Source organism: Nonomuraea polychroma, from assembly GCF_004011505.1.
Lineage (GTDB): Bacteria > Actinomycetota > Actinomycetes > Streptosporangiales > Streptosporangiaceae > Nonomuraea > Nonomuraea polychroma.
On record NZ_SAUN01000001.1, the window covers coordinates 1,605,881 to 1,631,718 of the forward strand.

A 25,838-nucleotide genomic window follows, 5' to 3' on the forward strand; every position below is an offset into this window, starting at 1 on the left:
CGGCCCTCGAAGGTGATGGCGCAGGCGTTCAAAGCGGCTTTTTCGATCCATCCCCTGAACGGGCAGCGCCAGTGCGTTCTGGCGGTCATCGAGCACGCCACCAGGCGCGTTCGCGTGCTCGGCACCACCGCCCACCCGGCCGCCACCTGAGTCATCCACGCGTTCAAGAATCTCGTGATGGACCTGGAGAACGCGGGCTGCCGGGCGCGCTATCTGATCGGCGACCGGGTCGGGAAGTTCCCGGCGCTCATGGAGGAGATTCTCACCGACGTCGGCATCCAGGCCGTGCTCACCGGTGTTCGGATGCCGCGGATGAACGCGGTTATGGAGCGGTGGGTGCAGTCGTGTCGAACGTATGCCGACGAGACCGACTCGGTGGAGTCCTCCACGAATACTCGCATGCCGCTTGAACTGCGTGGATGGCGTTTTCGGCAGGCGCAGAGGCGGCGGGTGGCGGCAGTGATCAGCCAGGTGGCCGGGTGGTCCGGGATGGCTTGGCCGGGCCATTGGACAGCGGCGGCCAGCAACGCCTCCTGGACCGTGTCCTCGCAGGCGTCGAAGTCGCCGTACCGGCGGACGAGCGTGCCGAGGACCTGCGGCGCGAGGCGACGCAGCAGGCCCTCGGCGGCGTCGGTGATGCACACATTTCAAACCCGGACGGGTCCATGATCGGTCTGGCCTCCACCGCGCAGTAGCGGGCGTCGGGAAAGCGTTTAAATCAGCACCAAGTACTTCATCGGCCACCTCCCAGCGTCATGATCCTCCTCCATGAATCCTCTCTTAGAGGAGTCGGATCAGCGGAGCGGATTTCGACAGACCGGTTCGACGATGCCCGTTGTCCGCGACACCGTTGGATTCTGCTTGCGTGGTGGCCTGATGCCGGTCACGGAAGAGTCCTCACTCACTGGACGGCCGCGCCCCTGAGAGCCGCTCCGGGAGCGGGGCCAGCCGATAGTTGGCCCACATGAAGGCGTCCATCTGATGCTGGTCGGCGGTGAGGTTGACGACCCGGTCGATCTTGCCCCTGGTGTTGAAGTGCCACACCAGGGCCCATGTGGTGTCCACCTTGCCGCGACCCTTGGTGGTCCAGCCCCGGTGGACGTCGACGACGTACTCGTCGTCGGCCTGCAGGAACATCGGGTCCGCCTGGAAACCGGACTTGCCCAGTTCGGTGAAGAAGGCCACCACCTCCTCCACACCACGCTTGGTGCCCGACAGGGGGTGGTGGCCGGGGATGCTCCATTCGACGTTCTCGGTCAGCACCGACCTGATGCCCTCCATGTCCTGGGCGGCGTAGGCGGCGAAGAACCGGTTGATGGCCTCGATCTTGGGATTCTTGCCGGCCGCGGAGACCTCCTTGGTTGGTTCAGCGACGCCCGCGGCCGTCGCTGACCCACCGGTGAGGGCGCATGTCACAGCAACGGCGAAGGCGACGATGGGGATGGGATAACTCTTCATGGAAATGCTCTCCTCAGGGTTTGACCATCGGCGTCATGTCGGCCATCGGCCGGTGGCGGGAGACGGCGTGTGGCCGCCCAGCCACTGGCGAGTGGATTTCTCCTGGTCGGCGTGCTGGGCCAGCGGCATGCGGAGGCCGCTGACGCCGATCGATCGATGTGACACCCAGGATGTCGGCCCCGTGGTGAGCACAGCAGGGTAAGCGGCTGCACATGAGGCTGCAGGATCCTGCACGCCTCAGGCGCGAGGCGTTACAGCCAGCCGCGTTCCTTGGCGAGCAGGGCGGCCTGGAAGCGGGTGCCGGCGCCGAGGCGGGCCATCAGGTCGGCGACGTGGGCGCGGAACTTGCGGACCGAGACGTTGACCGAGCGCGCCGCCGCCTCGTCGGTGTCGTGGCAGGTCAGCGCGTGCAGGACCCGCTGCTCCATGGGCGACAGCGGCAGGTCGTCCAGCTCGCGTGCACGCCCCCACATGCCCTCGAACACCTCCGCCAGCATCGCCACCACGCCGGGTTGGCGGATCTGCAGGGCGCCCGCTTTGGGGTTGGCGGGATCGGCTTGGACGAACGCGGCCGACCGGTTGACGATGGCCAGGTGCCTGACCGGCTCGGTGGTGACCCGGTGCAGGTCGCCACGGGCATGCCAGTGCCGCGCATAGGGTTCCTGCTCCGGGTCTTCCAGGACATGCGCCGGGAACAGCGTGCGGCTGCGAAGTCCACGAGCCAGCAGCCGCTCGAGCGGCTTGTCCTCATGGTCTCTCGCGACGTTCAACGCCCGCACCTTCACGTGCATGAACTCGCCAGGGTGGTCGGCCAACTGGTCACGCATGCGCCGGGTGACAGCAGACCCGCTCGGCAGGTGCTCGACCAGCTGCACGGGGCGACCGCTGCGGTGCTCCTCGGCCAGCTCGGTGAGCACGTCCCAGGCGAGGGTGAGGTCGGTGAGCTGACGCTGGGTCTGCTCCAGACGCCGCCGTACCAGCACATCCACCGCGGCGGCCGGTGTGACGGCGGCCAGCGTCCCGTCCACCAAGCACAGCGCACGCAGCTCGGCGACCACTCCGCGCACGTCGGGCATGACCAGATCCACGCCGGTCGCCTCTAGGTCAGCATGCGGATTGCGCAACAGGTAGCGATAGACGCGTTCCTGATCGGCTGTCAGCCCCAGACTGGCCAGGCTCATCATCACCTCGGGTATGCGGACGTAACCACACCCGCAGCCGCTTCATCTGCTCGTCTCGTCAGTAGAAAGGCAGCCTATCTCGCAGTGGTCAATGCTGAGCTGGGGGACTGGCGGCCCCGGAAAACGATCTCCCGTATTCCGGGAAGCGATCTTCCAGGCTTCGCGTCGCCCCCAGCTCACACGCACTCGTGAACACCCCTTCGCCGACAGCCCGCTCGTGGGGTCGATGAGGATCATCTTGCTGAACCATGCGGTGCGTGAGGATCTGATCGCCATCAATCCCGCTCAAGGGGTGCGGTGCGCCGAGGGGGACGCATCCGGTGGTGTGGACGACTCGGCGCGAGGCGGCCTGGCGGCGCGACGGGGAACGCCCGCCGGTGGCGGTGTGGACGGTGGAGCACCTGGCCGCGCATCAGCTGGTGCACACCGAGGATGGGTTGGTCCTGTGTGAGCCGAAGAGTGCGGCCAGCCGGCGGACGGTGGCGCTGGATCCGGAGAGCGTGCGGTTGTTGCACCGGCAGGAGCGGGCGCAGCGGCGGCTGCTGGGGGAGCGGTGGTCACCGACCGGCCCGGTTCTTCACCCTGGGCAGCGGGGCGGTGGTACGTTTCGGTGTTGCCGCAGCTGTATCACGACAGCGCCCGCGCGACGGCGCCGCTGGTGCCGAAGGCGGTACAGGGAACCAACGGGAAGATCGGCAAGGCGCGGGTGAGAGCGTGACTCACATGTGGCTCACCATGACTCATGATCAGATGACGCGACTACAGAGCCGCGTAAAGTCGCAGGTCGGCGTGGTAGGGCGGGTGGGACTCGAACCCACGACCCACGGATCATGAGCCGTCGTCGTGTCGGTCTGTGCCGACGCGTGCCGTGCTGTATCGCGAACACGCGAGCAACGATTTGTGTCCATGCATCGGCACGAGCGGTTTATCGCAGAGCCTCTTGACGACGTGCGAAACCGCGGGCCAACGCTACAAGCGAGTTGCGACCGGACACGGCGAGAAAGGCCCGGTCTTCCGGGGCAAATCTCACCCTGATGTCAGAGCCGAGCCGGCGTTCGAGGACGGTGATCTGGTGGCGCAGGGCGAGAATTTCGATGTCCTTGTCTCGATTCCCCAGGGCAGCAGTCGCAGTGCTGCGAAGGTGTTCGTGACGGTGAGATAGGCCAGGCGAAGGAGCACGGCCGATCATCATGCCGCACGCGTTTGCCTCTCCTGCACGACCAACCACCTACAACGACACGTTCGCGCCTTCCAGCACGCGCATGAAGGCACGCGACCATTCAGGCAGGTCAGGCCAGCCACGACAGGAGACCATCGTGCCGTCCACCACGTCGGGGGCGTCCACGAAGGTCGCACCGGCCATCTCCATGTCGGTCCTCAACGGCGGGAACGCCGCCGTGGTACGGCCGCGCAGCAAGCCAAGCGCCGCCGGCACCTGCGGGCCGTGGCAAATCGTGCCCACCGGCAGGCCGCGCTCGAAGAAGTAGTGCACGATACGGGCGACGTCGGGATCGGTGCGGATGTACTCCGGCGCGCGGCCGCCCGGGATCACCAGCGCCTGGTAGTCGTCAGGGCGCACGTCGGCGAATGCGAGATCCACCGGCAGTTGATGGCCGGGCCTCTCGGTGTAGGCGTCCCAGCCGGGCTCGAAGTCGTGGACCACCAGCTTTACCGCACGCGTGGTGGGGGCGGCCACGATCGCCTCATGACCCCCTTCCCGGAGCCGGAAGACGGGGTACATGGAGTCCAGCTCTTCCGCCGCATCACCGGTCAGAACAAGCACTCGGGCCATGACTCACTCCTCTTCTCTCACAGTGGATCTTAATTCGCATGGGGCAGAAATGGCAGACCCGCCGGAAGCCTCACCCGCGGACTGCTGTGTGCGCCGAGCACCGTCCGGACTACGCGCACGCTGCGGTGCGCTCCGCGCTCGAGCCCGGCCCTCGGGTGCTCGACCTTGCCGGGGCAGGAGAGGTGGGCTGAGCAAACTCGTTCCGGCCCCTGGCGCGGAACTTGTCATTCATTGCCGGGCGCCCATGCGGTGCCGCCAGGCGAGGGCGATCCAGGCCGCGAGGGCGACGAGCGCCACGAGGACGATGATGACGATCTTGAGGGGAGTCCCCATCGCACCTTGGTCGTCCGTCACGGTCGCCGGCGCGGCGGCCTTGTTCCGCGCGGGCGCCGTCGCCTGGCCCGTTGCGGGGGCGGTTGCCGCCACGGGTGAGGCGGCGATAACGCCCGCCTTCACCTTCACCGTTGCTTTCGCCTTGGAGGGCTCGGTCGCGGTCACGGTGACCCGCCACTCGCCGCTCGGCAGCGGCTCGGCGGAGTGGTAGAGGTTCTGGCCCTCGGGCGCCGACCTGAGCGGCACCGGCCCGAAGGAACGGCCGTCTGCCGAGGTCGCCTTCAGCGTGGCCTCGACGATCTCCGTTACGGGATGGCCGTCCTTCTTGTACGTGACCAGCACGTTGACGTTGTCGGCGCCGTCTCCCGTCACCTCCAGCTTGATCGGCCCGCCGTGGGCGGAGGCCGCCGGTGCGCCGAAGCCCAGCATGAGCCCGGCCAGCAGGACGGTGAGGACGTATGCCGGTGCCTTGTTCACGAGTGGTGACTCCCCTCGGGTTCGGTGTCGGGGGTGAGCGCCCCTTCGCCGGGTGATGTCGGTAGGAACACGTGCTGGTGGCCGTAGCCCGCGTCGATGTTCAGGGCGTCGAGAGCGGTGGCTCCGACCGACCAGGTGAAGAGCGCGTCGGCGCGTTGCCGTACGGCCAGGTCCATGGCGGCGGCGCGGGCCGGTCCCGTCAAACCCCGCGCGGCCGCGTAGGTGTCGACGGTCGTGGCGAGCTGCCGTACGGCGGAGGCGAGACTCGACCGCGCCACGTTGGTGGCGGTCTCGCCGGACGGCGGGTCGGCGAAGCCTTGGACGGCCGCGGCGGCCGCCTGCTGCCAGGTCTCGACGTCGGCGGCGGTCACCGCGACGGGCCCTGCGGTGCCGTCGGACGGCATGGCCCGGCTCAGCCCGTCGAGCACGGGGAGGAGCCGGGCCCGCGTGCTGCGGGCCAGCTCCGTCAGGGTCTTGATCTGCGTTTTGTCGCGGAGGGCGGACTCGGCACGGAGACGGTCGGCCGTCTGCTCGATCGAGTCCGGCCGGGTCAGCGCGAACACCACACCGCCGGCGACGATCGCGCCGAGCGCGAACGCGACCGCGAGGGCGAGCACGCGGGCCCACGTCGCACCCTGCGCGGGGGCCGGTTGCCTGGGTCGGTTGATGGTCACCACCTCCTGAGGGGCGGATGTCGATGGCGCTCACGCCTTCTGAGGAGTGCCTTTGCTGTGGCGCATGATCAGCTGCTCGATGCGCTTGCGGCGCCATGCGGCGACCAGCCGGATGGCGAAGGAGCCGAGGATGAGGAGGACGAGGAGGGCGAACTGCGGCCACGGCAGGGCCCAGACCGTGGTGTCGATCGCCATCCGCTGGGCGTCGGCGCCAGGGATCGGCTTGCCCGCGGGCGAGGGGATCGCCGTGACCGTCGTGCCGATGGGACCCAGCGGCCAGGCGCCGGGCACCCGTGCGACGAATGTGCGGCTGCCGCCCGGCATGAGCTCCCTGGCCTTGGCCGCGGACGGGTCACTCCAGTTGTTCTCGCCCACGAACGTGGACGTCAGGACCCGGTTGTCCGTGACCAGCCGGACGTTGCCGACGTTGGCCACGGTGTAGGTCACCTCGACGGATCCGGCGGCGAAGGGATTCCACGATCCCGTGTACTCGGCCTGCACGTCGGTTACTGCCACCTTGGCCACATAGTCGCCGGTGACGCGGATGTTCAGGCGGACGCCCACCCGGTTCTGGACCCGTACCTGACCGGAGACGGTCTCCAGGGACGCGGTCACACCTGCGGGGTGATCGCCCGGCGTCGCGTTCTGAGGGATCGACACCGTCACCGGCACGACGGAGGTGGCCCCGGCGGCGATGGTCACCTTCTCGGGAACCGCTATCCAGGAGCCGCCGTCGGTCGGTTTCGCGTCCGAGGGCCGCATGTCGAAGTAGCCCTTGGAGGTCAGGTAGCCGTCGTTGGCGTCGATCGCGAAGTCGACCGGCTGAGTGGAGCGGTTGATGACCGCCACATGCTCGACCACCTGCTGTCCGCCGGCGAGTTCGAGGTCGATGACGCTGCGGCCGTCAGGACCGTCGGCGTTGGCCGGAACGACCGACCAGGTGGTGTCGGCGTCGGACGGGGTCGCGAACGCGACCGTGGTGACCAGGACGGCGACCAGCAGGGCAACACCGACAGCGGGTAAGACGGCGAGGTGGGCGAGGGCGCCTCGCGAACGGCTTGTGGTCAACAGAGGTGTCTCCAGTCTCATCGTGGCCGTCCGGGACCTGCGCCAGGCCGGCGCAGGTCCCGGACGCCCACAGCGGGCGATGGCGTCCTGCCTCGGGTTCAGGACTGGTTGAAGAGGGAAAGCGTCAGAGTCGAGTGGTACTCGCCGGCGGCGACGTCGGCGGGAGTGCGCAGCGCGAGGTCGGCGTTGACCTGCCAGGTGCCGATCTCGTCGGCGGAGTTCGCCGTCGACACCAGCAGCTCCTGCCCCTGCAGACCGACGGTGGGCGCTCCCGAGCCGTCTGAGATGACGCTGGAGACGGGCTCACCGGCCTCCACCGCCCCGGAGGAGGAGTCGCTCAGCAGGCGCGGCCGCCAGCCCAGGTACTGCGGGCCGATGGGCGGCGCCGAACCGCTCGTCGCGGTGAACTCGCTGGCCTGGCCGACGACCGCCCAGAAGTCACCGGCGGGGATCTCCTCGGGACGGCGGGTGTCGGTCACCGTGACCGTCGGCAGGGTGCCGACGAACTGGCGGGCGGCGGCGTTGGAGCCGTCCTCCTGCAGGGCCACTCCGCCGTTGTCGGCGACGGTCATGGACACCTGACCGGTGGTGTTGGGTTGGATCGTCACCGACACGTCGATGCCGTTGTCGGGGTCGTCGTCCGCCACCGCGGGACCGGCCACGCCGACGCCGGCGGCGGCGAGCGCGACACCGAGCATCGCCGCGGCGAGTATCTGCGTAGTCCTGTTCATTTTCATGTGTTCGCTCCATCGAGGGGGTGGGGCCGGTCGGCTGCTCGGCCGGCCGGCCCCGGTTCTGCTTCGGCGGTCAGCGGCAGCTGAGCGCCGGGTAGGCGGCGTCGTACGACGAGGTGACCTGCTCGCCACCGATCGTCGCGGTCCCCTTCACGGTCACCGTGCCCGCGTCGATCTGCCCGGCCCGGCTGTTGAAGGACTGGTACGCCTGCTTGCCCGGGGCTACGTCGGCCACGGTCTTCGAACCGAACGGGGTGGTCAGCGTCACCGTCGCCGGCACGTCCGAGCCGTTGACGGCGGTGACCGCCACGTACGCCGAGGTGCCGATGCAGCGGGACGAGGCGGAGACCGTCAGCTTGACCTGCGGCGCGGACGCCGAGATCGTCAGCGTCAGCGTCTTGGCCTCTTCGAGGTTGCCCGCCTTGTCGGCCGAGCGGTACTTCAGCTCGTGCTGCCCGTCGCCGGTCACGGTGACCGGTTCGGTGTAGGCGGTCCAGTCACCGCCGTCGAGCTGGTACTCGGTCTTGTCGACCCCGCTGCCGCCGTCCTCGTCGGTGGCCTTCAGCGTGACCGACACCGGACCGGTGAACGTGCCACCCGCCGGCTGCTCCGGATCGGTCGTCGCCGTCGTCACGGGCGCGGTCTTGTCCTCGTCCGAGCCTGCCTTGGTCAGGTGGAAGTAGTCGAACGTGACCGTCTTCGACGCCGACTGGTTGGTGCCGATGGCGTACACGCCGACCTTGGCGCCGGTGGCCACCGCGGTGTTCTCCACCGTCGCGGAGAGATCCGTCCAGGTCTGGCCGTCGGAGGAGTAGGAGCCGGTGTAGGTGGTGCCCGCCTTCTTCAGCCGCAGCCACCACACGCCGCTGGTGAGGTTGTTCACCTGCGGCTGCGGGTTCTGCACGGTTCCGCCGACCTCGCTGCGCAGTTCGATGCTTCGCGCCACCGTCGAGCCTGCCGAGTTGGTGGTGAGGAAGTCGAGCTTCACGTAGTCGTCGTCACCGGTGTACACCATCAGGCCGCCCTGCTGGTACTGCTCGTTGAGCGCCGAGGCGTCCACCTTGGTCTCCAGCGTCCAGTCGCCGCTCGGCGCCGTCTGCAGGATGAAGTTCTTCGGGCCGCTGTTGCCGGTCCCGTAGATGTCACCGGTCGTGGTGTCGAGCTCCAGCTTGCCGTTGCCGACGCGCGCCGCCGTGGCGTCGGGGCGCACGACCGCGTTCCAGCGGCAGGCATCGAGCGCGGTGCCGTCGAACTCGTCGTCCGGGTCCGGCGCCGTCGCCTTGTCGTCCGGCGTGATGTGGAACCAGTCGAAGGACGCGTCCACCACCGGGTGGTTGGCCCCGGCCAGCGAGAGCAGGCCGATCTTGGGGTCGGCGATTCCGGCGAGCGGCTTGGTCTGCGGCATCGCGGTGAACGTGGTGCCGTCCGAGGAGTAGTGGGCGGTGATGTTGGTGCCGTCGCTGACGAAGCGCACGTACACGGTGTCGGGGTAGGAGTCCCCGAGGTTGGCCGTGTTGCTCTGCGACACCTCGTTCGGGCTGCCGTTCTCCTCCCGGATGAACTGGAAGATACGGCTGGCGTGGTTGGAACCCGAAGTCGACCGCGCCTGGAGCACCATCTTGGCGTAGTTGTCGTCGTCCCCGTAGATGATCAGGCCCGCCTGCTGGTACGCGTCACGCGCGTCCAGTGTGAGCTTGGCGGTGGCGGTCCACGCACCCGATGGTGCCGGTTGCACGACGATGTTCGGCGTGTTGCCGCCCGTGCTGTAGATGTCGGTGGTCGAGGTCGGGATCACGAGCTTGCCGTCCGCGACCTTGAGATCCTGGTTCTCCCGGATGACCGACCAGCGGTCACGGTCGAGCTGGCTGCCCAGGAAGTTGTCGGAACGGCCGGTGAAGCACACCGTGGCCGCCGCGTCCACCTTGACCGGGACCTGTGCGGTGGCCGACGCGCCCTTGGCGTCGGTCGCGGTCACCACGGCCGTGTAGCTGCCCGGTGCGGTGTAGGTGTAGCTCGCCTCGGCCGTGGTGAGCTCCGGCGCGCCGGTCACCCCGAAGTTCCACTTGTAGGTGATCGCGTCGCCTTCGGGGTCGGTGGCCGTCGCCTTGAAGTCGACCTTCAGCGGGGCGACGCCCGTCGCCGGGGTCGCCGTCGCGGTCACGGCGGGATGCTGGTTGTCCGTGGCGCCCTTGCCGACGAAGTCGACCCAGTTGAAGTTGGCCAGGTAGGCGTTGTCGGCCGCGCTCGCCGGCTTGCGCACGACGAAGTACAGCGGTCCGCTCTCGGTCGGTGGGCTGGCCAGGTCGAGTGTGGCGTCGGTGAACGTCTGCCAGCCGCCGGTGGGCGTCACGTCGACCGAGCCGACCAGAGCGCCGGTCTCGGGGTTGCCCGCCCGGACCTGCACGGTTCCGCCGGCTCCGCCCGAGGAGGCCCGGAGCCGGATCGCGGTGACGTTCGACAGGTTCACCGGGTCGAACGACCACCAGTCGCCGTCCTGGACGAACGCGATGTGCTGGTTGCCGCCCTGGGTGTCGGTCGTGGTCTCCGCCTGGACGCCTGCGGCGTCGGTGCCCTTGCCGTCGGCCACCCGGCCGGTCCCCGCGAAGTGCTCGGCCTGCTTGCGCTTGGGCTGCAGGATGATCTGGCCCCGCCCGGTCAGCGGTCCGGCGCCATTGGCGCCCCCATCGGTGTAGCTGGCCTCGATGGCGTAGAAGAGGTTGTCGTACTCGCCGTGGCCCGCCTGCTTGGTCTGCAGGGTGCCCTCACAGCCCATGAGCTGGTCGAGCGGGTGGGGGTGGCTGTCGTGGCCGAGGATCGCCTGGATCTTGACCTTCTCGCAGTCGATCGTGCCGTCCTCGGCGTCGGTGACGGTGACCTTGAACTTCACCTGGTCGCCGAACTCGAAGAGGGCGCCGTTCGGCGGAACGTCCACCTTGACGGTGGGACGCGTGTTGCCCGCGCTGATCGACACGCTGGCGGTGGCGGTCTTGCCGTCGGGGGTCTTGACGGTCAGGACCACGCTGTAATCGCCCCCCTCCTCGTAGGTGAAGGCGGGGTTGGGGTCGGTGGAGTCGGTGTCACCGTCACCGTCGAGGTCCCAGGCGTAGGTGAGCGTCTTGCCGTCCGGGTCCCGGCTGCCCTCGCTGGAGAACTTGACCGCCAGCGGCAGGGGCCCGTCGGTCTTGTCCGCCGTGGCACGGGCGATCGGCGGGCGGGTGCCCTTGGCGTACTCAATGCGGTAGATGCCGGAGTCGGCGTTGTCGCCGCCGAAGCCGGAGCCCCACTCGATCATGTACAGCGCGCCGTCGGGGCCGAACTTCATGTCCATCGGCTTCTTGAACGACAGGGAGCCGAGGATCGGGTTCATCTCGACGAGCTTGGTGCCGGTCTCGTCGAGCTGGAACGACCACACCTTGTCGTTGTTCCACTCACCGAAGACGGCCTTGCCGTCCCAGTACGCCGGCCACTTCACGTCCGACTGCAGGTTCGGGTCGGAGCGGTAGACCGGGCCGCCCATCGGCGCGCCACCGCTCAGCTCCGGGAAGTTCTGCGGGTCGGCCGCGTAGTGGTACCAGATGGTCGCTGGGATCACCGGCGGCAGGCTGGTCAGGCCGTCGTTGTTCGGCGAGTCGTTGACCGGCGCGGCACAGTTGAACGGCGACCCCGACTGCCTGGTGGCGAAGTTGTAGTCGACGTACGGGGTGTTGTTGCCGACGCAGTACGGCCAGCCTAAGTTGCCCGGCTTCGAGACGAGGTTCCACTCGACCGTGTTCTGGGGGCCACGGGTGGCGCTCGCCGAGTTGGCGTCGGGACCGTACTCGCCGAGCATGATGTTGCCCGTCTTGGGGTCGAGACCGATGCGGAACGGGTTGCGCAGGCCCATGCCGTAGATCTCCGGCTTGGTCTTCGCCGTGCCCGGCGCGAACAGGTTGCCGGACGGGATGGTGTAGGTGCCGTCGGCCTCGGGGTGGATCCGCAGCAGCTTGCCGCTGAGGCTGTTGGTGTTGCCCGCGGTTCGCTGGGCGTCCCAGCTGGAGCGGCCCGACTGCTCGTCGATCGGCGTGTAGCCGTCGGAGGCGAACGGGTTGGTGTTGTCGCCCGTGCCCAGCCACAGATTGCCGGTCTTGGGGTCCATCACCATGCCGCCGCCGTGGTGGCAGCACTCGGCCCGCTGCACCGGGACGTCGAGGATCTTCTTCTCGCTCGTCATGTCCAGGGTGTCACCGGTGACGGTGAACCTGCTCAGCCGGTCGACGTTCGTCCCGGTGGGCGAGTAGTAGAGATAAACCCAGTGGTTGGAGTCGAAGCCGGGGTCGAGCGTCAGCCCGAGCAGGCCGCTCTCGTTGGCGGTGAAGACGTTCAGCTTCGCCGCCGTCACCGTGCCGCCGGTCGGCTTGATGATCTTGACCTCGCCGAGCCGGTCGATGTAGAAGACCCGGCCGTCCTTGGCGACGTCCACCATCATCGGGTTCGACGTGTTGTCGTCGAGCGTGACCTTCTCGAAGCTGCTGCTCTGCGAGGCCGAGCAGTCGGCCTTGACGGCGCCGGCGGCGGTCTGGATGCCGCCGAGGAGCAGCTTCAGGAAGTTGGGCTCGCTGTAGTTCTCCTTGAGGTGGCCGAGCCCGGTGTACCACGAACGGCCGCCGTCGAAGTCCTGGCACCACGTGTTCGGGTGGTCGGCGCCCATCGTGGCGCCGGTGTAGGACTTCTCGTCCATCGACGTCAGCACGTGGACCGTGCCACGCGGGTTCGCCTGGTAGTCGTACCACTCGTCGGTACGGGTCCAGGTCGTCGGGAGATCCTTGGTCGCCGGGTGGGCCGGGTCCTCCACCTTGACCGTGGCCTGCTGGATCGCCGGGTGCTGCTTGAAGTACGCCCCGACCAGCTTGCCGTACCAGGCCCAGTTGTACCCGCTGTCGGCGGCGGCGTGGACGCCCACGAACCCGCCGCCGTTCTGTATGTACCGCTGGAAGGCGTCCTTCTGGTTCTGCGTGCCCAGGGGGTCACCGGTCGTGGACATGAAGACCACGGCCTGGTACTGCGCCAGGTTCTGGTCCGTGAACAGGGCGCTGTCCTCGGTGGTGTCGACCGCGAAGTTGTTCTCCTGGCCGAGTTTCTGCACGGCCGCGATGCCCTCGGGGATCGAGTCGTGCCGGAAGCCGGTCGTCTTCGAGAAGACGAGCACTTTGAAGGCGGGCTCCGCCGTAGCAGCGGCCTGCGCGCTCACCGGAGCCGCGAGGAGCGTGATGAGCGGGGCGACGAGGGCCAGGGCCATCGTGGTCGCGGTTCGACGTCTCGGGCGTCGTCCGCTTTCTGGCAGGACCGCGTTGAGCAGCCCCACCGCCTGCGCCCATGTTCGATGACGTGGTGACATGAAAACCCTTCCTGACCGGGGGGACGTCAGGCAAGGCGCGCGCCGCCGCGCTTGTTGCCACTTGGGTGGTAGCGGATGTTGCGGGTTGCTGGAGGGTGCCGTCTCCAGGTCTGTGGGGCCGTCAGTGAGGTGCCGGCCTGGGGAGCGAGTCCATGATCGTCGTCGGGTCGTCGATGAGGTGGTTCACCACCATGCTCGCGGCGCCGCGGGAGGCGGCGCCGAAACCGAGCGTGGAGGCGACGAATCGGCACTGGGCGGCGGGAGCGGCCACCACGAGCCGTTGCAGCTGATCTTGCGCGTGCGGTAGCAGCCACTGGGCCAGAGAGGCGAAGTAGCCGCCGATGACAATCACTCGCGGGTTGAACAGGTTGGCCAGGATCGAGCCACCGAGCCCGAGCCACTCGCCGACCTGTGCCACCGCCGTCATCATTCGCCGGTCTCCCGAGGCCAGGCCCCTGGCGATGTCGGCCACCCGTTCGCCGGGATCGGGGACCGGCATGCCGGGCAACCCGTACGCCTGCTCGGGCATGGCCGCGCGGACGAGTGCGGCCAGGCCGACCTTGGTCTCCCAGCAGCCGATGCGGCCACAGCCGCACTGGTCGCCGTTCGGGTCGACCCGCAGATGTCCGACCTCGCCGGAGAACCCGTCCGCTCCGCGCAGCAGTTCACCGCCGGAGATGATGCCGCCGCCCACGCCCACTTCTCCGGTGAGATAGACCAGGTGAGGCGTGCCGGCGGCGACGCCGGAGGTGTATTCGGCCAGGGCGGCGAGGTTCGCGTCGTTGTCCACCCGTACCGGCACGCGCGGTCGGCCGAGTATGGCGCCCAGCTGCTCGGCCAGGGGCAGGTCGCGCCAGTGGAGGTTCGGTGCGAGTGTCACGACGCCGCGTGTCACGTCCACGAGTCCGGGGACGGCCACCGCGATGCCGGTCGGGACCGCTCCGGCCCGCCGCATCGCCTCCACGGCCTCCTTGGCCACGAGCCCGAGCCGGCGCACGGCGCTGTCCGGGCCGCTGCCCATCGCGTCGTGGACCACCCGGCGCTCGACCAGGCTCCGGCCGCTCAGGTCGGTGCCGTGGACCGCGATGTAGTCGACGTTGATCTCCATGCCCAGGGCGCCGACGTGCGCGCCGTGCAGCGCCACCGCCCGTCTGGGACGCCCGATCGCACCCACGTGCTCGACACCGACCTCCCGCACCAGCCGCCGTTCCAGGAGCTCGGCCATGAGGTTGGAGACGGTGGCCCGGTGCAGCCCGGTCGCCTGCGCGATCTCGGCACGGGAAAGGGACCTGTGGTCGCGCAGCTCGCGCAGCACCAGCGAGAGGTTCGCCCGGCGCAGCGTGGCGGGACCCGTCGGCGCGGCGCGGCCCGGGGCGCGGGAGCGGGACGCCCTGTACGTCACCCGCACCACCTGCCCCTTTGTTTGTCTCTGAGATCAATTAATCAGGGTTGTAACACGGCGATGTCGCACCACGCACCCCTCAAATCCGTAACGAGTTGGCATCGCTCGCTTTCGTGCACTTCAGCCACATTCCTCGCTCCAGTTATCGGAACGTTACGCAAGTTGCGAACGATTTAATACTTGTGCCCGCAGGAACTCGTGCTTTTAATTCGGCTAGCCATCTGAACTAATCGAGGAGGAGCGTGAACCACAGCCGGGCCGACGGCCACGCGACCGACTCGATGAGTCGCGGCCGGTCCGCGGGAGTTCCCGCGGATCAGGCCACCGTGCGCCGTTCCAACCTCGCTCTGGTGCTGCGCCACGTCAGTGCGCGCGGCCCGTGCACCCGGTCGGCCGTCGCCGCCGCGACCGGGCTGAACAAGGCCACCGTCACGAGTCTGGTGAGCGAGTTGCAGGCGCGCGGACTGGTCAAGGAGATGGGGCCGCAGCACGCGGGCTCCGTCGGCCGCCCGGGTGTCGCGCTTGCCCTGGACGGATCCCGGGTCGGCGCCCTCGGCATGGAAGTCAACGTCGACTACATCGCCGCGATCGCCACCGACCTGGCCGGCAGGGTGATCATCGACCGGCGCATCGGTTTCGACGCCATGGGCTCCGGTCCGGAACGCTCACTGAGCGAGCTGGCCCGCATGGCCGAGAGGACCGTCGCCGACCTGGACCGGCTCGGGGTCACGCCCGCCGGGATCACCGTGGCCATCCCCGGCCTGATCGACACCACCACCGGCATCGTCGTCGTCGCCCCGAACCTCGGCTGGCGCGGGGTGGCGGTGGCGGAGCGGCTGTCCCAAGCGAACATCGCCGGGGACATCCCTGTCGCGGTGGACAACGACGCCAACCTCGCCGCCCTGGCCGAGTACACCTCGGGCGTCGCGGCCGGCACCTCCGACCTGGTCTACCTCACAGGCGAGGTGGGCGTCGGCGGCGGCGTCATCTCCGGCGGCCGGCTGCTGAGCGGGGCGGACGGATTCGCGGGGGAGGTCGGCCACGTCATGATCGATCCCTCCGGCGAGCCGTGCCGCTGCGGCCGGGTCGGCTGCTGGGAGACCAAGGTCGGGCTGGCCGCGCTGGTCCGCATGGCCACACCTGACCGCGCGTACGGTACCGGCCCGCAGCTCGTCCGCGACCCGGAGGAGCGGCTGGCCGAGATGGAGCAGCGACGAGCCGAAGGAGATCCCCGCGTCGACGCCGCCGTCGCGGAGGTGGGCCGGTGGCTCGGCATCGGGGCGGCCATGCTGGTCAACCTCTTCAACCCACGGGTGATCGTGCTGGGCGGGTACTTCGCGCGACTCGCCGACCTGCTCATCCCCGCGGCGCAGCAGGCGTTGGCACGCCTGGGCATGAGCGACGCCGCCGAGCGCTGCCGGTTCGTCGCCTCCGACCTCGGCTTCGGCGCCGCCTCACGCGGAGCGGCCGGAGTCGTCGTCGAACGAGCACTGTCCGACCCCACAAGCATCTCGATCCGAATGCCTCCCACCATCGGGGTTGTCGAGGGAACGCCGATGGCCTGATCGTCACATCCGCCCTGACCGGCGTGTCCGCCACGCGGTCCGATCTATCCGCCTGCTCGCTGAACCTCCCGTCCGCCTGACCATCCTGCTCCGCACCGCCTCGGCACCTCCCGCCCATCTCGCGTGCCGCGGCCATGGGGTATGCGGTCAGGCGGACGCGAAAATCCCGTGCCCCTTTTCCCGTGCCTTTCCCACCCAGAACGTCCCGCCCGCCTGATCGGTCATCCGGGGCCGCACGGCACCGTTCACGCCGACCTCGGTGCCGTCGCGGCGGTGCCAACCGGCGCCGTCAGGCGGGCGGGGCCATCAGGCGGGCACGGCCACACCGTAACCGAGGGAGGCCCCTGTGCCGCGGCCACCGTCCGACGCGTCATCTCTGCTGGTGATGCGAGGAATCGTCAAGCAGTTCCCCGGCGTGCGCGCTCTGGACGGCGTGGACCTCGAGGTCAGGGCCGGAGAGGTGCACTGCCTGCTCGGCCAGAACGGCGCCGGGAAGTCCACGCTCATCAAGATCCTGTCCGGTGCCCACGAGCCCGACGAGGGCGAGGTGCTGCTCGACGGCTCGCCCGTACGGCTGGCGCCGCCGACCGCGGCCATGGGCCAGGGGATCGCCACCATTTACCAGGAACTCGATCTGGTGGACGGGCTGAGCGTGACGGAGAACATCTTTCTCGGCCACGAGCCGGCGACCTTGGGGTTCTCCCGCCGGGCCGAGGCCGACCGGGCGACGGCCGAGCTGCTCAAGCGGCTGGGGCACGGCGAGATCCGCCCCCGCACCGAGGTGGGCTCGCTGTCGCCGGCGCACAAGCAGATCGTCAGCATGGCCAGGGCGCTGTCGCACTCGGCCCGGCTGATCATCATGGACGAGCCGTCGGCCGCGCTGGACCACGACGAGGTCGGCAACCTGTTCCGGGTGATCCGTGACCTCACCTCCCAGGGCGTGGCGGTGATCTACATCTCCCACCGGCTGGAGGAGATCCGCGAGATCGGCGACCGGGTCACCGTGCTGAAGGACGGGCGCACGGTCGCGGTGGGGCTGGCGGCCAAGGACACCCCGACCTCGAAGATCGTGGCGCTGATGACCGGCCGCAACGTCGAGTACGTCTTCCCGCCCCGGCGGGGCAGGGGCGCCCACGAGGGGCGTCCCGAGGTGCTGCGGGTGGAGAACCTGACGCTGCGCGGCCGGTTCGCGGACGTGTCGTTCAGCATCAGGGCCGGGGAGATCGTCGGCCTGGCGGGCCTGGTCGGCTCCGGCCGCAGCGAGATCATCGAGGCGATCTACGGCGCGCGGCGGGCTGGCGGCCGGGTCGTGCTCGATGGGCGGACGGTGCGGCCGGGCAGCACGACCCGCGCGGTGCGGATGGGTATGGGCCTGGCCCCCGAGGAGCGCAAGGCGCAGGCGTTGCTGCTGGACCACCCCGTCGCGCAGAACATCACGCTGGCGAGCCTGAGCCGCTACACCAGGCCGCGGTGGCTGGGCTGGCTCGACCGCCGGGCCGAGTTCGCCGAGGCCGAACGGCTGTCGCAGGCGCTGGACATCCGTCCGCCCGATCCGCGCCGGCCGATCAGGACCTTGTCCGGCGGCAACCAGCAGAAGGCGGTGCTGGGACGCTGGCTGGCCGAGGACCGCAAGCTGCTGCTGCTGGACGAGCCAACGCGTGGGGTGGACGTCGGCGCCCGGGCTGAGCTGTACGCGCTGGTGCGCAAACTGGCCGACGACGGCATCGGTGTGCTGCTGGTGTCCAGCGAGGTGCCCGAGGTGCTGGGCCTGGCCGACCGCGTGCTGGTCGTCCGCGAGGGCCGGATCGTCCATGAGGCGCCGGCCGAGGACCTGGACGAGCACCGGGTGCTCGACCTGGTGATGGTCTCCGCAGGGCAGCTGCCCGGGCCGGATGCGGCAAATCCCCCCACCGAAGGAGCATTCCATGACTGAGGTTGATCAGGCCGCGTCGGCCGGTCCGCGTTTGAAGGCGGCGGGGCCGGGCGGGCGGTTCGGCCGGCTCGGTGAGGTCCGGCATCTGGGGCTGGTCGCGGCGCTGGTGCTTCTGGCGATCGTGGGATTGGTGACGAAGCCTGAGAACTTTGCCACCTCCTCCAACCTGGTGAGCATCCTGGCGCTGGCCTCGACCATCGGAGTGATCACTGTCGGCATGACCTTCGTGATCATCGGTGGTGGCATCGATCTGTCGGTGGGCGCGCTGATGGCGCTGGCGTCGGTGTGGGCGACCACGCTGGCGACCCAGTCCTACGGGCCGGTCGTGATGATCGTGTGCGCGGTGCTGGTGGGCACCGGCGCCGGCCTGCTGAACGGGATCTTGATCGCCTACGGCCGGATGGTGCCGTTCATCGCGACGCTGGCGATGATGGTGGCCGGGCGCGGCCTGGCGCAGCGGATGTCCAACCAGCGCACGCAGCTCGTGCAGCAGGACAACTCGATGATCGTGAGTCTGTCGACCACGCGGGTGCTCGGGCTGCCGCTGCTGGTGTATGTGTTCGCGCTCGTGGTGCTGCTCGGCTGGCTGCTGCTCAACCGCACGACGTTCGGCCGGCGCACCTACGCCGTGGGCGGCAACCCCGAGGCCGCCCGCCTGGCCGGCATCGACGTGCGCAAGCACACGCTGATGCTGTACGCCCTGTCGGGGTTGTGCTGCGGGATCGCCGCGGTGCTGATCATGGCCAGGACCACGACAGGGTCGTCCACGCACGGCGACCTGTACGAGCTGGACGCGATCGCCGCGGTGATCATCGGCGGGACGCTGCTGAGCGGCGGCCGGGGCACGATCATCGGGGCGATCCTCGGCCTGCTGATCTTCACTGTGATCACCAATCTGTTCATCCTGAACGGCCTGAACACCGCCGACCAGCTCATCGCCAAGGGCGCGATCATCGTCGCCGCCGTGCTGCTGCAGCGGCGAAGCCTCAAGACACCCACCTGATACCGGAGCCCGATTCAGCAAGGAGAGAAACATATGGACAAGAACGTTGCCCGCCGCGGCTTCCTCGCCGGCGGCGCCGCCCTGGGCGCGGGTGCCCTCATCAGCGCCTGCACCAGCAACGAGCCGGCCGCCACCCAGCAGGCGAGCGCGTCCGCCGCCGCTCCCGCGGCCAAGGAAGGCAACGACGCCCCCGGCGAGAAGGTCGTGATCGGCTTCTCCGCCCCGGCCGCCGACCACGGGTGGATCGCCGCCATCAGCAAGAACGCAGCGGATGCGGCCAAGCAGTACACCGACGTCGAGTTCAAGCCGGTCGAGCCGACCAACGACATCAACCAGCAGATCTCGGCGGTGGAGTCGCTGATCCAGGCGAAGGTCAACGTGCTGGTGATCCTGCCGAACGACGGCCAGCAGCTCAACCAGGTGGCCCGGCAGGCCATGGACGCGGGCATCCCGGTGGTCAACGTGGACCGCATCTTCCCGGACAAGCTGTCGTACCGGGCCTGGATCGGGGGGGACAACTACGGCATGGGTGTGGCCGCCGGACACCACATCGGCAAGACGCTGAAGGACAAGGGCGTCTCCAACCCGGTCATTCTGGAGATCCAGGGCATCGCCACGCTTCCGCTGACCCAGGACCGCAGCAAAGGCTTCGCCGACGCCCTGAAGACGTACGGCTTCACGGTGGCCGCGCAACAGGACGCCAAGTTCACGGTGGAGTCCGGCACGCAGGTGGCCACCAACCTGCTCCAGGCGCACAAGAAGATCGACGCGATCTGGAACCACGACGACGACCAGGGCATCGGCGTGCTGGCCGCGATCAAGGAGGCCGGTCGCAACGAGTTCCTCATGGTCGGCGGCGCGGGCTCGGCCAACGCGATGAGGGACATCCAGGCCGACAGTGGCGTGCTGAAGGCCACCGTCACCTATCCCCCCACCATGGCCGCCTCGGCGATCAAGATCGCCCGGCTGATCGCTCAGGGCAAGGGCATGAGCGACCTGCTGGAGCAGCAGGTGCCGCAGTCGATCACCCTGGCTTCCGAGACCATCACCAAGGACAACGCCGCCCAGTACCTGCCTCTCGGATTCGAGTCATGAGGCCCGTCATCGGGATCGGCATGGTCGGCTACGCGTTCATGGGCCGTATCCACTCCCAGGCGTGGCGTAGCGTGGACGCGTTCTTCGACCTGCCGGTCAAACCCGCGATGGTGGCCGTGGCCGGCAGATCCGCCGAGGCGACCGCGCAGGCCGCCGAGAAGCTGGGGTGGACCGGCGCGGAGTCCGACTGGAAGCGCCTGCTCGACCGCGACGACGTGCAGATCGTCGACATCTGCACGCCCGGCGACTCGCACGCCGAGATCGCCGTCGCGGCGCTGGCGGCCGGCAAGCACGTGATCTGCGAGAAGCCGCTCGCCAACACGGTCGCCGAGGCCGAGGCCATGGCCGCGGCGGCGAAGGAGGCGGCGGCGCGCGGCGTGCGCAGCATGGTCGCCTTCAACTACCGCCGCGTGCCCGCCGTCGCGCTGGCCCGGCGGTTCGCCGAAGAGGGCATGCTCGGCGAGATCCGGCACGTACGGGCGCAGTATCTGCAGGATTGGATCGTCGACCCGGAATTCCCCCTGGTCTGGCGGCTCCAGAAGGACAAGGCCGGCTCCGGGGCCCTCGGCGACATCGGCGCCCACATCATCGACGTCGCCGAGTTCATCACTGGTGAGCGGCTGACCGGGGTGGCGGCGCTGACCGAGACCTTCGTCAAGGAGCGTCCCCTGGCGGCCAGTTCAGCCGGGCTCTCGGCCGGCGGCGGAACCGGGAGGGGCGCGGTCACCGTGGACGACGCGGCGCTGTTCATCGGACGGCTCAGCGGCGGCGGGCTGGCCTCCTTCGAGGCCACCCGCTTCGCCACCGGGCGCAAGAACGCACTGCGCATCGAGATCAACGGAGCCCTGGGCAGCCTGGCCTTCGACTTCGAGTCGATGAACGACCTGTGGTTCCACGACCACACCATCGACAGCGCCGAGCACGGATTCCGGCGGGTGCAGGTCACCGAGCCGGACCACCCGTACGCAGGGGCGTGGTGGCCGCCGGGCCACGGCCTCGGGTACGAGCACGCCTTCGTCCACGAGATGAAGGACTTCCTGGAGGCGATCGCCGCCGGCACCGACCCCGCACCGTCCTTCGAGGACGGCCTGCGGGTGCAGCGGGTGCTGGCGGCCGTCGAGCAGAGCGCGGCTGAGGACAGCCGCTTCATCACTGTGGAGGGTTCATGACGAGGCCGGTCACGTTGTTCACGGGGCAGTGGGCGGACCTGCCGTTCGAGGAGGTCTGCCGGCTGGCGTCGGAGTGGGGCTATGACGGCCTGGAGATCGCCTGCTGGGGCGACCACTTCGAGGTCGACAAGGCCCTCGCGGACGACTCCTACATCGAACGCAAGAAGGAGACCCTGGCCAAGTACAACCTCGGAGTGTGGACGATCTCCAACCACCTGGTGGGCCAGGCGGTCTGCGACCATCCCATCGACGAGCGCCACAAGGGCATCCTGCCCGCCCGCATCTGGGGCGACGGCGAGCCCGAAGGCGTACGGCGGCGCGCCGCCGAAGAGATCAAGAACACCGCCCGCGCGGCGGCCGCGCTCGGCGTCACGACCGTCGTCGGCTTCACCGGCTCGTCGATCTGGCACACGCTGGCGATGTTCCCGCCGGTGCCCCCGTCGATGATCGCAGCGGGGTACGCCGACTTCGCCGACCGATGGCACCCGATCCTCGACGTCTTCGACGAGGTGGGGGTGCGCTTCGCCCACGAGGTGCACCCCAGCGAGATCGCCTACGACTACCACACCACCGTGCGGACGCTGGAGGCCATCGGGCACCGGCCGGCATTCGGCCTGAACTGGGACCCCTCGCACATGGTGTGGCAGGACCTGGACCCGGCGAACTTCATCCTCGACTTCGCCGACCGGATCTACCACGTGGACTGCAAGGACGCCCGGGTGGCCACCCGCGACGGACGGCGCGGCCGCCTGTCCTCCCACCTGGCCTGGGCCGACCCCCGGCGCGGCTGGGACTTCGTGTCCACCGGCCGGGGCGACGTGCCGTGGGAGGCGTGCTTCCGGGCGCTCAACCACATCGGCTACGACGGCCCGATCTCCATCGAGTGGGAGGACGCGGGCATGGACCGGCTGCACGGCGCGCCGGAATCCCTTGCCTACATCCGTTCCCTCAATGCCATCACCCCACCGGCCGCGGCGTTCGACGCCGCTTTCTCCTCTGAGTGACAGCTCATGCCGGGGCGGCGGCCGCAGGTGGCCGCCGCCCCGGCAGAACCGGCCCGCCGGGGGCATCCCATCGTCCCGGCGAACGATCGCGAGAGGAGACAGATGACAACGGGAGTATGGCTGATCGGAGCACGGGGATCGGTCGCGGTCACCAGCGTGCTCGGGGCGCTGGCGGTGCGGGCGGGCCTGGCCGAGCCGACCGGATGCGTCCTGGAGACGCCCGGACTGCACAGCGACGCCCTCCCCGGCATAAAGGAGCTGGTCTTCGGCGGCCACGACATCTCCTCGATCCCCCTGGGCAAGAAGGCCGCCGCGCTGGCCGAGGCGGGAATCGTCCCCGCCCGGCTGGCCGGGGCCGTGCGGGATGCGCTGTCCGGGGTCGAGCAGGACGTACGGCCCCTGCCGGTCCGCGACACCCAGGCCGAGGTCGCGGACGCCATCGGCGCCGACCTGGACCGCTTCCGCCGGCGGCACCAGCTGGACCGCGTCGTCGTGATCAACGTGTCGAGCACCGAACCGGCGCCGCGACCGCATCCCGCCCACACCGATCTCGACGTGCTGCGGGCCGCGCTGGACGGCCCGGAGCCCGTCCTGCCGCCCAGCGCCCTGGCGGCCTACGCCGCCCTGCGAGCCGGCTGCCCGTACGTCGATTTCACGCCCTCCACCGGCGCCCGCCTGCCCGCCCTCGACATCCTGGCCAGAAGGGAGGGGCTCCCGTACGCGGGGCACGACGGCAAGACCGGTGAGACCCTCGTCAAGTCGGTGCTCGCCCCGATGTTCGCCCTGCGCAACCTGAAGGTGCACACCTGGTCCGGGATCAACCTGCTGGGCGGGGGCGACGGCGCGAACCTGGCCGAGCCGGCGGCCAACGCGGCCAAGTCCGCCAGCAAACAGCGCGTGCTCGCCGAGACGCTCGGCTACGTCCCGCAGGGCGACACCCGGATCGACTTCGTCGAGGACCTCGACGACTTCAAGACCGCCTGGGACCTGATCTCCTTCGAAGGCTTCCTCGGAATCCGCATGCGCATGGAGTTCACCTGGCACGGCTGCGACTCGGCGCTGGCCGCGCCGCTGGTCCTGGATCTGGCGCGGCTGACCGCGGCCGCTCACCGGGCCGGGCGCACGGGTCCGCTCACCGAACTGGCCTTTTTCTTCAAGGACCCCCTCGGAGAGGTGCCGCACGGGCTGGCGGAGCAGTGGCAGGCGTTGCGGGCCGCGGTCGACGCGCTCGGCTCGCCGGGGGAGGGGCGGTGACGACACGGTGACGGCGCTCCGCGATTCGCCTCGCCGTCGAGCACGATCTGCCGGCGCTCGTCCACACCCCTGACCGCGACAAGGCCGGCGGCACCAGGCGCACGCTGGAGGGCGCGGAGCCAAGCCGGCGGCCGGCACTCACCACAGGGCTCCTGGTAGCGCTGACATCCGATCGGAGGCAGGAACGGCGCGTGGGCCGGGCGGCCCACGCGCCGTTCTCAAGGCTTGATCGCGAGACCGCCGTAGGCCCAGGCGTGGCCGCCGGGAATCTGTTCCTGGTATTCGGTGGGATCCGGCCGCCACGTCACCACCTCGACGAGGCCCGGGTCCACCAGGTCCCAGCCCTCGAAGAAGCGCAGCGTCTCGTCGTGGGTGCGCGGCACCATGGGGGCGGAGCTGTTGTCGTAGGGCTTGGTGAAGTCCTCGCGGCGCACCTGGTCGGCGAAGTCGAGCGTGATGTGCGACAGCAGCAGGTAACTGCCGCTGGGCACCGCGGCCTTGAGCTGCTCGACCAGCCCGTACGGGTCTTCCTGGTCGGTGATGAAGTGCATGACCCCGGCAAGGATGACGGCCACGGGACGGGTGAAGTCGATCACCTGCCGGACCGCGGGATCGGCCAAGATCTTCTCCGGCTGCCGCAGGTCCGCCTCGATCATGGCGGTCATGCCCGCGGGGTCACCGGTCAGCAGAGCACGACCGTGCACCAGAACGATCGGGTCATTGTCCACATAGGCCACGCGGGCCTCGGGTGCGGCCCCCTGTGCGATCGTGTGGGTGTTGTCCTGGCTGGGGATCCCGGTGCCGACGTCCAGGAACTGGGTGATGCCGGCCTCGGCCGCCAGATGCCGCACTGCCCGGCCCAGGAAGGCACGGTGTGCGCGCACGCCCTCGCGCGTGCCCGGCGACACCTCGATGAGCGCCTCGGCAGCCTTGCGGTCGGCGGCGAAGTTGTCCTTGCCGCCCAGTAGGTAGTCATATATCCGAGCTGGATGAGGAATGTGAGGATTGATCTTCGTGATCGGAACCTCGGTGTATGAAGGGGCCAGCGGGTCTGTCCCTCTGTCGCTGTGAGTCATCTTCTCTTCCTTCTAGATCGGCGATGACCGCCGGGCCTTGCTTGGGGGCCCAGGGGTGGGCCTCGCCGAGGACTTCCCTGTGTCCTGTTCTGCCGGACGTGCTTCTCACCGTGCTTCTTCGTCGCCCGGTCCGGCGTTACGGCGCAGGCCGCTCGCGAACGCCCGCCGCAGCCCCCACTGGTGCGCGAGACCGTGTGGCACCGGCCCGATCGCGTCCTTGAAGGCCGGCCCGGGCAGCGCGCCCGCCCGGGCCGCGTCATGGGTGGCGGTGGCCGGCCGGGCCAGGTCGAGTATCAGCGGCGCGGCCGGCGCGGAGTCGCGCCCGTTCCAGGCGAGGTCCGTGCGCGTGCGGCGGCCGGGAAAGCCCTCGAACGCGCAGGTTCGGCATGGCGAACATGGAGGGGAGCACGGACTTGACCACGGTCTCGCCAATCTCGCCGTGGTGGCCGCCGTACGGCACCTCCTGCCGTACGGCGACGAGGTCGCGTGCGCGGCGTGAGGTGGCACGGGGCATATCTCCTGATCGACGGCCGCCAGTTCCTCCCGCAGGTGGGTGACCGTCGAGGCGGACAGGAAGCCTTCGCCGGCCAGTTGCCCGGCTTTCTTCCACAGGGGAACCGAGGCGATGTCATGCCCCCCGAAGACGGTGGACGGGTGGATCAGTCTCAGGCCACGGACGCGGCCCCATTCGGAGGCCCGACGGCAGACCTCCTCGGAGGGCAGATTCACCCCCGTCGAGGACGTGTGGCGGGGCTTGACGATCTCTGCGGGGTGAGGAGGACATTCCCGATGCGGTGGTGCTCCTGAAGGTTCCCGTCCGCCCGATCCGGCACGTCAGTTGGCACCTCCGCGGCGGAGCCGGGTTCGGCGCCGACGGCGCGCGCCAAGGGCCGGCGGGGACATGGCGTTAACACGAGGGTTGAGCCTCCATAGGCGAATTCATGCGAAGGATCGTGCGGAACACATCCGCGGGGCCGAACCGTGCTCCGGTGGGGACGCACGCCACCGACGCCGGGACGGCAGCCCGTCCGCCGAGCACCACAGAGCCGAGGAGAGATCACTTCGGGCACTCAGTTTGGGTATCCCGCCGAAAATTGTCAAGAACGGAGCGGGAATTTCGGCGACGCCTGCTCCAGCCTGTGCCGGTCATGACGGCACAACATGCGAATTGTGGTCCCGGCAAGTTTCGGCCGAGCTCCCCGTGCAGGGCTCATGAAAGTTTCACGGCAACCCTCGCACCGGTCGG

General features: G+C 69.3%; 21 protein-coding genes. 9 read left to right on the top strand and 12 right to left on the bottom strand.

Going from position 1 to position 25,838, the window contains the following annotated elements; translation table 11 throughout:
• The first annotated feature begins 15 nt into the window (after positions 1-15).
• Positions 16-150, top strand: coding sequence for a hypothetical protein (locus tag EDD27_RS57645; RefSeq protein ID WP_277750695.1), 135 nt, complete (start codon positions 16-18; stop codon positions 148-150).
• A 59-nt stretch (positions 151-209) separates the two neighbouring features.
• On the opposite strand, the gene EDD27_RS58560 is transcribed toward EDD27_RS57645, so the two are convergent.
• The 3 genes from EDD27_RS58560 to EDD27_RS06930 all read right to left on the bottom strand — a co-directional run bounded on the left by EDD27_RS58560 (position 210) and on the right by EDD27_RS06930 (position 2,639).
• Positions 210-644 carry a sigma factor gene (locus tag EDD27_RS58560; protein WP_421914860.1) on the bottom strand — a complete coding sequence of 145 codons (435 nt, stop codon included), beginning with the start codon at positions 642-644 and terminating at the stop codon, positions 210-212.
• Between the two features lie 253 nt (positions 645-897).
• Positions 898-1,458: a nuclear transport factor 2 family protein gene (locus EDD27_RS06925; RefSeq protein ID WP_127931617.1), complete on the bottom strand. Its 561-nt coding sequence runs from the start codon at positions 1,456-1,458 to the stop codon at positions 898-900.
• 251 nt (positions 1,459-1,709) lie between these two features.
• Complete coding sequence (locus EDD27_RS06930; RefSeq protein ID WP_127931618.1) at positions 1,710-2,639, bottom strand: helix-turn-helix domain-containing protein; 930 nt, start codon at positions 2,637-2,639, stop codon at positions 1,710-1,712.
• Positions 2,640-3,492: 853 nt separating this feature from the next.
• Here EDD27_RS06930 and EDD27_RS53985 point away from each other — a divergent pair.
• A complete protein-coding gene (locus EDD27_RS53985; RefSeq protein WP_164903518.1) occupies positions 3,493-3,801 on the top strand; it encodes a hypothetical protein in 309 nt (102 codons plus the stop codon).
• A 66-nt stretch (positions 3,802-3,867) separates the two neighbouring features.
• On the opposite strand, the gene EDD27_RS06940 is transcribed toward EDD27_RS53985, so the two are convergent.
• From EDD27_RS06940 to EDD27_RS06970, 7 genes are all read right to left on the bottom strand, one after another.
• Positions 3,868-4,431: a DJ-1/PfpI family protein gene (locus tag EDD27_RS06940; RefSeq protein WP_127931619.1), complete on the bottom strand. Its 564-nt coding sequence runs from the start codon at positions 4,429-4,431 to the stop codon at positions 3,868-3,870.
• Between the two features lie 228 nt (positions 4,432-4,659).
• Complete coding sequence (locus tag EDD27_RS06945) at positions 4,660-5,241, bottom strand: RAD23 family protein (protein ID WP_127931620.1); 582 nt, start codon at positions 5,239-5,241, stop codon at positions 4,660-4,662.
• A complete protein-coding gene (locus tag EDD27_RS06950) occupies positions 5,238-5,915 on the bottom strand; it encodes a hypothetical protein (protein WP_206641289.1) in 678 nt (225 codons plus the stop codon). Before EDD27_RS06950 ends, EDD27_RS06945 begins: the two co-directional genes overlap by 4 nt.
• Positions 5,916-5,945: 30 nt before the next feature.
• Entirely contained in the window at positions 5,946-6,983 is a 1,038-nt protein-coding gene (locus EDD27_RS06955) for a COG1470 family protein (protein WP_164903519.1), read from the bottom strand.
• A 98-nt stretch (positions 6,984-7,081) separates the two neighbouring features.
• On the bottom strand, positions 7,082-7,720 hold the full coding sequence (locus EDD27_RS06960) for a hypothetical protein (protein ID WP_206641290.1): 639 nt from the start codon (positions 7,718-7,720) through the stop codon (positions 7,082-7,084).
• Positions 7,721-7,790: 70 nt separating this feature from the next.
• Positions 7,791-12,992 carry a ThuA domain-containing protein gene (locus EDD27_RS06965; protein ID WP_127931623.1) on the bottom strand — a complete coding sequence of 1,734 codons (5,202 nt, stop codon included), beginning with the start codon at positions 12,990-12,992 and terminating at the stop codon, positions 7,791-7,793.
• A gap of 220 nt (positions 12,993-13,212) precedes the next feature.
• Positions 13,213-14,493, bottom strand: coding sequence for an ROK family transcriptional regulator (locus EDD27_RS06970; protein ID WP_127931624.1), 1,281 nt, complete (start codon positions 14,491-14,493; stop codon positions 13,213-13,215).
• Positions 14,494-14,735: 242 nt separating this feature from the next.
• Between EDD27_RS06970 and EDD27_RS06975 the strand changes: the two genes are divergently transcribed.
• From EDD27_RS06975 to EDD27_RS07005, 7 genes are all read left to right on the top strand, one after another.
• Complete coding sequence (locus EDD27_RS06975; protein WP_241563901.1) at positions 14,736-16,058, top strand: ROK family transcriptional regulator; 1,323 nt, start codon at positions 14,736-14,738, stop codon at positions 16,056-16,058.
• Between the two features lie 385 nt (positions 16,059-16,443).
• A complete protein-coding gene (locus EDD27_RS06980) occupies positions 16,444-17,991 on the top strand; it encodes a sugar ABC transporter ATP-binding protein (RefSeq protein WP_127940541.1) in 1,548 nt (515 codons plus the stop codon).
• Positions 17,984-18,994, top strand: coding sequence for an ABC transporter permease (locus EDD27_RS06985; protein ID WP_241563902.1), 1,011 nt, complete (start codon positions 17,984-17,986; stop codon positions 18,992-18,994). Before EDD27_RS06980 ends, EDD27_RS06985 begins: the two co-directional genes overlap by 8 nt.
• A 33-nt stretch (positions 18,995-19,027) precedes the next feature.
• Positions 19,028-20,089 (top strand): substrate-binding domain-containing protein, encoded by a 1,062-nt coding sequence (locus EDD27_RS06990; protein WP_127931626.1) that lies wholly within the window; start codon positions 19,028-19,030, stop codon positions 20,087-20,089.
• Positions 20,086-21,258 (top strand): Gfo/Idh/MocA family protein, encoded by a 1,173-nt coding sequence (locus EDD27_RS06995; RefSeq protein WP_206641291.1) that lies wholly within the window; start codon positions 20,086-20,088, stop codon positions 21,256-21,258. Before EDD27_RS06990 ends, EDD27_RS06995 begins: the two co-directional genes overlap by 4 nt.
• Positions 21,255-22,262, top strand: a complete 1,008-nt coding sequence (locus tag EDD27_RS07000) for a sugar phosphate isomerase/epimerase family protein (protein WP_127931627.1) — start codon at positions 21,255-21,257, stop codon at positions 22,260-22,262. The genes EDD27_RS06995 and EDD27_RS07000 overlap by 4 nt, the downstream gene beginning before the upstream one ends.
• Positions 22,263-22,364: 102 nt before the next feature.
• Positions 22,365-23,516 (top strand): inositol-3-phosphate synthase, encoded by a 1,152-nt coding sequence (locus EDD27_RS07005; protein WP_127931628.1) that lies wholly within the window; start codon positions 22,365-22,367, stop codon positions 23,514-23,516.
• Between the two features lie 218 nt (positions 23,517-23,734).
• Here the strand turns inward: EDD27_RS07005 and EDD27_RS07015 are convergent, their stop codons facing one another.
• Together EDD27_RS07015 and EDD27_RS07020 are read right to left on the bottom strand one after the other, a co-directional pair.
• Positions 23,735-24,592, bottom strand: a complete 858-nt coding sequence (locus tag EDD27_RS07015; RefSeq protein WP_127931629.1) for an SAM-dependent methyltransferase — start codon at positions 24,590-24,592, stop codon at positions 23,735-23,737.
• A 105-nt stretch (positions 24,593-24,697) separates the two neighbouring features.
• Complete coding sequence (locus EDD27_RS07020) at positions 24,698-25,321, bottom strand: hypothetical protein (RefSeq protein WP_127931630.1); 624 nt, start codon at positions 25,319-25,321, stop codon at positions 24,698-24,700.
• Between the last annotated feature and the right edge of the window lie 517 nt (positions 25,322-25,838).